Raw genomic sequence first — 7,209 nt, 5'->3', positions numbered from 1 at the left:
GAGGGAAATGGCTTCCGGGCCTTCCGTGAGGAGATCTCTGGAGGTCTGGAAGGAGATTCTGGCGAGGCCGGAGCGATCAACGGCGATCTTGCCGGAGAGGGGAGCATTGCTGACATCGGCGGAAGTCGGGCCGAGGCCGCTGAGGTTGTAATCCAGGAGGCTGCCTGGTGCGATGCCTTGGGTGTTGATGATGAAGGTGACCTTGTCCCCTTCATTGACGCGCTCCTTGTTGGCACGCACCTGAATCTGCGGCCGTGGTGTGGTGTCGATGATGGTGGAAGACACAGGAAAACTGGCAGTAAGTGGGTGGAGCCAAAGAGGTGATTCAAGCAATCATCTCAACCCTCTGGTCTCAGGAAGCTAGGGACATTCTCATCAGGTAGATGTGTTTGAAGGGCAGGAGCCGTGTGTGTTCGCTACTGGTGGCTTGTGGCTTTGCCTACATCAACGAGCGGTCACGGTCTTTGAATCAAAGTCAGAGATGAATGTGTCAACATGCACGCAGTGATGTGTCCTGTGAAAGGGAGGTGGCATCAGCGGCTGAGATGGGCTTCCACCGTTGCTTCGTTCGCCAGTGCCGCGGGGACCCATCTCTCAGCCACCCTTGGGCGGCAGCCACCAGTGGCATCGACTGCTTGGGCGTGACCTCAGGGGATGCCTCCAGATCAGAGGCGCCGAGCAGCTCCAATGGCTCTTATGACGGTCTCCATAGGCCTGCCTTCCGCCACCGCGCCATGGCTTTGGGAGGAGCAACCCATCTCTCCATCCGGTGGTTGAGGAGGCTGGTGCCCGGGGGACACCCCTCGAGTGGAAACCGCTGGAGGGGACATCACTCTGCCCCGAGCCTTGAACAGCTGGATCCGGTTCAGGCCATGGGGGAACGGTCGCGGTGGCTGCGTCAGGGTCCCGGCACCATGGCTGAAGACTGGATCAGGTGCAGCCTCCGAGATCAGCCTGCGGCTGGATGGCCAGGCCTAGATTTTCCTTGTGTTTGCAAGCCATGGCCTGGGACGATGCGCAGAACTGTCGTCGTCAAGGGGATTGCGGGCCTTGGCAATCGAATGCAGGTGCTGGGGCTCTGCTGCGACCTCGCCAGCCGATGGAAGGCCGTTCTCTGTGTTGATTGGACGCACAATTCCTGGAGTGAGTCGTTCGAGAACTACTTCCGTCTTTCCTGCCCGTCGGAGAAGGCTTTCCTGCGGTCTGAGGGTGGCTTTGGCAAGGTGGTTCCTCCCAGATATTCCCAGTGTGTTACGCGTGATCCACTGAAGAGTCAACAGTGGCTGAATGGCGACTTTCTCACTGACCTGGATCAGTTGCCTGAGGGTCCGTGGGATACCTTTGTTGCCTGTGGCTATTTGGCACAATACTCCAATCGACTGTTTCGAATACTCAGCCTCAACCAGGACTTCAGGCAGCTCGTCGTCGCTCGGATGAATGGGCTTGGCTTGGTTCCCGGTGTTTACGACTGCTGGCATGTCCGACATACGGACGCGTCAGGTGGTTGTCCGAAGGAGATCCTTGGAGCGATCGTTCGCTACTCGCGCCATCGCCGAACTGTCGTGATTACGGATAGTTCTGAAGTCGTTGACTTGTGCCGGCAGCTCAACATCACCTGTCCATCCATTGTCCCTTCACTCAAGGCTGGCGGTGGGATTGGCATCCACCATCTTCATGGCGGTCGTCTGAGCCAGGAAGGGCTTTCGAAGCAGGATGTCAACCAATCAGTGATGACCGACATGTTCATCGCGGGACTGGCGCGTCACTTCTGGGGGACCTGTCAGCACTCGAGCTTCAGCTCATTTATTTACCGCGGTCGGCTGGTTTCCTGGTTCCGATGCGTGGTGCTGGGCGAAAAGATGAACTTCATGGCCTGGGCCAATCGCCGCGTAGCCCGTTTGCTGGAACGATGCTATCTTGTTTACAAGACGCGACGTGGACGGCGGCTTGGCTGGATCATTCTCTGATTCTTTACCTCGCTTTCCTGGTCTCTCCCATGTCTTGCTGTTCTGGTTCGGGGATGACTGGGGGATCTACGGCCGCACCTATGAGCAGATCGCAAGGACGCTGAGCCGATGTGACCACGTCAAGCAGGTGCTGGTCATTCTGCCCTCCTCCAAGGGGGAGACGCTGGCCACATCCTTCCAGGTCATCTCCGACAGACTTGCCGTTGCCCGTCTCTACTGGAGACCGGGTGGGATCAGCCCCTTGCGGCCGCGAAGTCTCGGTTCGCTGCTGAAGCTGCAGCGGGAGCGCATCGCCCTGGGGCGACGGATTCGATCGCTGGGGTTCCGGAAACGGAACACCCTGCTGTGGTTGTTTCCGCCCCATCCCGTGCTGGATGAGCTGGTGCGCCAGGTGCCGGCTGCGGCCCGGATCATCCAGATCGTGGATGATTTCACCCTGGTCGACAAGACCGACTGGTACTACCCCTTTGCGGTGGATCAGTATCCGCGGATCGGTGCCATGGCCGACCTGATCGCCGTCACCTCGAAGGCGAATGAGGACAAGTTTTCGCCCCAGGCTCCCTGTGTCCGGATTGATCAGGCCGTCAGCTCGGCGTTCCTGGCGCAGGCCTCCGACTTCCAGCCCGCTGGCCCCCAGCCGGTTCTGGGCTATGTCGGCACGTTCTGGGATCGCACCGACATCGATCTGCTGCGCAGAATCGCCCTGGAGCGGTCCCACTGCCGGCTGCTGCTGGTGGGTCCCGAGCTCAACCGGCGCCTGTCGGACTCCGGCCTGCTTGGCCTCGCCAACGTGGACTGGCTGGGGAGCCTTCCCAATGATCAGGTGCCCATGCAGCTGAAGCGGATGAATCTCTGCCTGATTCCCCATCTCGATACGCCCTTCTCGCGGTCCATGAGTCCGCTGAAACTCTTCCAGTACATCGCCAGTGGCAAGCCGGTGGTCTCCTCCGCCGTGGAAGGACTGGAGCTGGCCGGTGCCCTGATCCGCATCGAAAAGGATCCCGCTTGCTTCCTGCAGGCTATCGATGAGGAGCTGGCGACCGACAGCCCGGAGAAGTTCCAGGCGCGGGTGGCCTTCGCCGCCGCCCAGACCTGGGAAAGCCGGGTGGAACGGATCCTGGCGGCCCTGCCGGCTCAGCCCTGAGGCATCGGCATCAGGGTTCCCATCCATTCAATGCTGGTGGTGTGCAGGTTGTAGTACGCCGCCTCCACCTGCAGCCGGCCCGAGCGAAGCCGGTCGGTGAGCATCACGCTGGAATCGACGAGGTTGCGGGCGGCGTTGAGGGTGTGACGGCGGCAAGCCTCCTCCAGGTTGTGTTCTCCGCCGAGGCTGAACAGTTCCATGCGCAGCTGGCCCACCACCTGGGCCAGGCTCGGGGTCAGGTTGAGCTCCCGGTCGAAGGCGGCCGCCACCGCACCGCAGGCGGCGTGGCCGAGCACCACGATCACCGGCACCTCCAGGTGGCTCACGGCGTACTCGAGCGAGGCGATCGCGGCCACGGTGCTCATCGTGCCGGCATTGCGCACCACGAACAGATCGCCGAAGCCCGTGTCGAACAGCAGCTCCACCGGCACCCGGGAATCGGCGCAGCCCAGGACCGCCGCCACCGGCGTCTGGCCCGCTTCCACCTCCAGCATCCGCAGGCGATCGCTGTGGGGGTGGAGCACATGGCCGTCGAGAAAGCGCTGGTGCCCGGCGCGCAGCTGATCGAGGACGGCACCCGGACGTTCATGCATGGCACTCACCCCACCACCCCTGGCGGCCCGGCGCCGTAGCGCTGCACACCGTGGGTCCCCCGATCGCCATGGGCGCACCGGACCTTCGGAGCGCGGCCCCGGGGGCTTTGGCATGATTCAGGTCCGGCCCGTCGCCTTCGCCCGCGTGTCCATCAGCTCTTCGCGCACCGGCCCTGCACGCACCGGCGAGGTCCATCGCGTCACCGGTGAGACCGACGTGCACGTGGCCCTCGATCTCGATGGCACCGGCCGCGCCCAGGTGGCCACCGGCGTCCCCTTCCTCGACCACATGCTCCACCAGATCGCCAGCCATGGCCTGCTGGACCTGGAGATCACCGCCCGGGGCGACACCCACATCGACGACCACCACACCAACGAGGACGTGGGGATCGCCCTGGGCCAGGCCCTGGCCCAGGCCCTGGCCGACCGGCGGGGCATCCGCCGCTTCGGCCACTTCCTGGCCCCCCTCGATGAAGCCCTGGTGCAGGTGGCCCTCGACTGCTCAGGCCGGCCCCACCTCAGCTACGACCTGGCCATCCCGGCCCAGCGCATCGGCACCTACGACACCGAACTGGTGCGGGAGTTCTTCGTGGCGGTGGCCAACAACTCCGGCCTCACCCTGCACATTCGCCAGCTGGCGGGGGTGAACTCCCACCACATCGTCGAAGCCGGATTCAAGGCGTTCGCCCGCGCCCTCGACCAGGCGGTGGAGATCGATCCCCGCCGTGGTGGGGCCGTGCCCAGCAGCAAGGGGGTCCTCGAGCGTGCCGGCCACGCCGGTGTCTGACGGGGTCGTCGCCACTAGCATCGGATCATCCGTGCACACGCCATGCGTTCCCTCCTGCTGCTGATGGCGGGCTTCACCGCCGCCGTTGCCGTGGCTGCCCCGGCCCGGGCCGCCGACTGCCTGCCGGGCCAGGTCCAGGCCGCCCCCTGTGCCGTGTCCCAACCCCCCTGCCCGGTGGTGGAGCTGCCCTGCGAGGCCTGAGGCCGGCACGACCGCCCACGTCTTCACACTCCGTTACGTGATAATCGGGACAGCGCGCTGCGCTGTTCTTTCCGTGGGCTGATCCGATGACCGTTGCCTCCCCCGCCGCCGCGGCCTCGCCTGCCTACGACCGCGCCGACTGGGCCAGCTCCTTTCGCAACGTCAGCGTCGAGCTCAGCGACGAGCCCCTGACCGCCGCCCGCGGCGCCATCCCGGCCGAGCTGAGCGGCACCCTCTACCGCAACGGCCCCGGCCGGCTGGAGCGGGGCGGCCACTGGGTCCATCACCCCTTCGACGGCGATGGCATGGTCACGGCCCTGCGCTTCTCAGACGGGGGCGCTCGGCTCAGCAATCGCTTTGTGCGCACCGAGGGCTGGCTGGCCGAGGAGAAGGCCGGCACGGTGCTCTACCGAGGTGTCTTCGGCACGCCCAAGCCCGGCGGGCCGCTGGCCAATGCCTTCGATCTTCGCCTCAAGAACATCGCCAACACCCACGTGGTGCGGCTCGGCGACCAGCTGCTCGCCCTCTGGGAGGCCAGCTCCCCCCATGCCCTCGATCCCGTCAGCCTCGAAACCCGCGGCCTGACCCTGCTGGACGGGGTGCTCAAGCCGGGTGAGGCCTTCAGCGCCCACCCCCGCTTCGATCCCGGCCACCACGGCGCGCCCCGCATGGTCACCTTCGGTGTGAAGGCCGGCCCGCGCAGCACCGTGCGCCTGATGGAGTTCGCCGCCGACGGTCCCGAGGCCGGCACCCTGCTGGCCGACTCCAGCCACAGCTTCGGTGGCTTCGCCTTCCTGCACGATTTCGCCATCACCCCCAACTGGGCGGTGTTCCTGCAGAACGCCATCGACTTCAACCCCCTCCCCTACGTGCTCGGCCGCAAAGGGGCCGCCCAGTGCCTGAAGTCCCGGGCCGGCGCCCGTGGCCAGTTCTGGCTGATTCCGCGCCAGGACGGCGCCTTCGCCGGCCAGGAGCCCCGGGTGCTGGAGGCTCCGGAAGGCTTCGTGTTCCATCACCTCAACGCTTGGGAGGACGGCGACGCGGTGGTGGTCGACAGCATCTTCTACGCCGATTTCCCCTCGATCGGCCCCGACCAGGATTACAAGGAGGTCGATTTCGACCGTATCCCCGAGGGCCTGCTGGAGCGCTGCCGTCTCGACCTGGCCAGCGGCGCGGTCACGGCCACGCGGCTGAGTGAGCGCACCTGTGAATTCGCCATGGTCGCGCCGGCCCGGGTGGGGCTCGAGAGTCGCTACGGCTGGATGGCGGTGGCCGAGCGGGAGCGGGGCAACGACCCCCTGCAGGCCCTGATGAAGCTCGATCTCGGCAGCGGCGAGTCCCGGGTCTGGAGTGCGGCGCCCCGCGGGTTCGTCAGCGAGCCGATCATGGTGCCCCGTCCCGGCGCCACCGCCGAGGATGACGGCTGGGTGCTCGGCCTGGTCTGGAACGGCGCCCGCAGCGCCAGCGATCTGGTGGTGCTCGATGCCGCTTCGATGGACGAGGTGGCCGTGCTGGAGCTCCCCCTGGCCATCCCCCATGGCCTGCACGGCAGCTGGGTGGCGGCCTGAGCTTGCACCGTTCTGCGCTGGGCGGCGGGATCAGCGCCGCAGCAGCCCCCGCAGGCGGCGCGCCACCTTTCGGGCCAGGTTGAGCACGGGCCAGAGCAGGGAGAGGGGAAAGGACTGGCGGATCAGCGGGGTTTCGGCCTTCCGGTAATCCCTGTAGAGCCGCCGGTGGGCGTCCGGGTCGGCCGAGCCGTCGAAGAGGCTGTAGCGGAGGCCGATCTCCTCGCTGCCAACCAGTCGCCGGTGGGGATGGGTCGCCAGGATCGGATGGATGCTCGTTGTGTACACGACCGGACCGGTGGTGCAGATCACCGCCTCCCAGGGATGGGCGAAGGCGAAGGGATCGAAGCGATCGATGTTGTTGAGCACCGCGGCGATCACGGCGGCCAGAAAGGGATGGCCCGGGGAGGCGATGACGTGCCACTGCTGGAATTCACCGCCCGGGATGCCGGCCAGCTGCCGGTGGGTGCCCCAGCCGGCATGGGGACTGCCGGGCCCATGGTCCCACTGGCTCAGCAGGTAGGCATCATCGTCCCGCAGAACGTCGGACAACGGCCGGGTGACGCCGACCTTGACGTCCAGGTAGACACCGCCGAAGTGGTAGATGCAGAGGTAGCGGAACAGATCGGCGCGGGCGGCACCGTAGGCCGGATCGATCCGCCGATAGCGGGCCAGGATCGCCTCCCCGTAGATCTCGCCGATGAGGCGCTCACGATCGTGATCGTCGTAGAAGCGATAGGTGAAGTCCGGGTTGAGGGCTTCGATGGCGCGGCAGTTCTCCTCCAGCACCGCCGGCATGCGGCTCCTGGTGCTGAAGGTCTGGTGGATGATCCGGGGGATGCCGCGGCTGGCCGGAGGATGGGTGGCCAGGGACGCCCCTGGCAGCAGCCAGGCGCTGGCCGGGTTCGCTCCGTTCCGCGCCTGCATCGTCTCCGCCATCGTCCCGCCCTGA

Annotated in this window: 8 protein-coding genes; 5 read left to right on the top strand and 3 right to left on the bottom strand. The window is 65.9% G+C overall.

The annotated features are described in order from the left end of the window. Positions 1-285: hypothetical protein (locus KBZ08_RS14835; protein WP_254973933.1), on the bottom strand; the 285-nt coding region annotated here is incomplete at its 3' end. 728 nt (positions 286-1,013) lie between these two features. Here KBZ08_RS14835 and KBZ08_RS14830 point away from each other — a divergent pair. Both KBZ08_RS14830 and KBZ08_RS14825 read left to right on the top strand, forming a co-directional pair. Next, a complete protein-coding gene (locus tag KBZ08_RS14830; RefSeq protein WP_254973931.1) occupies positions 1,014-1,967 on the top strand; it encodes a hypothetical protein in 954 nt (317 codons plus the stop codon). 34 nt (positions 1,968-2,001) lie between these two features. Then, positions 2,002-3,111, top strand: a complete 1,110-nt coding sequence (locus KBZ08_RS14825; protein WP_254973929.1) for a glycosyltransferase — start codon at positions 2,002-2,004, stop codon at positions 3,109-3,111. On the opposite strand, the gene KBZ08_RS14820 is transcribed toward KBZ08_RS14825, so the two are convergent. Continuing rightward, positions 3,102-3,704, bottom strand: a complete 603-nt coding sequence (locus KBZ08_RS14820; RefSeq protein ID WP_254973927.1) for a carbonic anhydrase — start codon at positions 3,702-3,704, stop codon at positions 3,102-3,104. The genes KBZ08_RS14825 and KBZ08_RS14820 overlap by 10 nt on opposite strands. A 112-nt stretch (positions 3,705-3,816) precedes the next feature. Here KBZ08_RS14820 and hisB point away from each other — a divergent pair, with 112 nt between their 5' ends. The 3 genes from hisB to KBZ08_RS14805 all read left to right on the top strand — a co-directional run bounded on the left by hisB (position 3,817) and on the right by KBZ08_RS14805 (position 6,260). Then, positions 3,817-4,491 (top strand): imidazoleglycerol-phosphate dehydratase HisB, encoded by a 675-nt coding sequence (gene hisB / locus KBZ08_RS14815; protein ID WP_254973926.1) that lies wholly within the window; start codon positions 3,817-3,819, stop codon positions 4,489-4,491. Positions 4,492-4,533: 42 nt separating this feature from the next. After that, positions 4,534-4,692, top strand: a complete 159-nt coding sequence (locus tag KBZ08_RS14810) for a hypothetical protein (protein ID WP_181280109.1) — start codon at positions 4,534-4,536, stop codon at positions 4,690-4,692. A gap of 86 nt (positions 4,693-4,778) precedes the next feature. After that, positions 4,779-6,260: a carotenoid oxygenase family protein gene (locus KBZ08_RS14805; protein ID WP_254973925.1), complete on the top strand. Its 1,482-nt coding sequence runs from the start codon at positions 4,779-4,781 to the stop codon at positions 6,258-6,260. A 30-nt stretch (positions 6,261-6,290) separates the two neighbouring features. Here KBZ08_RS14805 and KBZ08_RS14800 read toward each other — a convergent pair whose 3' ends face one another. Then, positions 6,291-7,196, bottom strand: a complete 906-nt coding sequence (locus KBZ08_RS14800; protein ID WP_106221015.1) for a glycosyltransferase family 32 protein — start codon at positions 7,194-7,196, stop codon at positions 6,291-6,293. Positions 7,197-7,209: the final 13 nt, after the last annotated feature.

It is taken from the genome of Cyanobium sp. Candia 9D4 (assembly GCF_024346155.1).
GTDB lineage: Bacteria > Cyanobacteriota > Cyanobacteriia > PCC-6307 > Cyanobiaceae > Cyanobium > Cyanobium minutissimum.
This window is presented reverse-complemented; position numbering and strand designations above follow the sequence as displayed.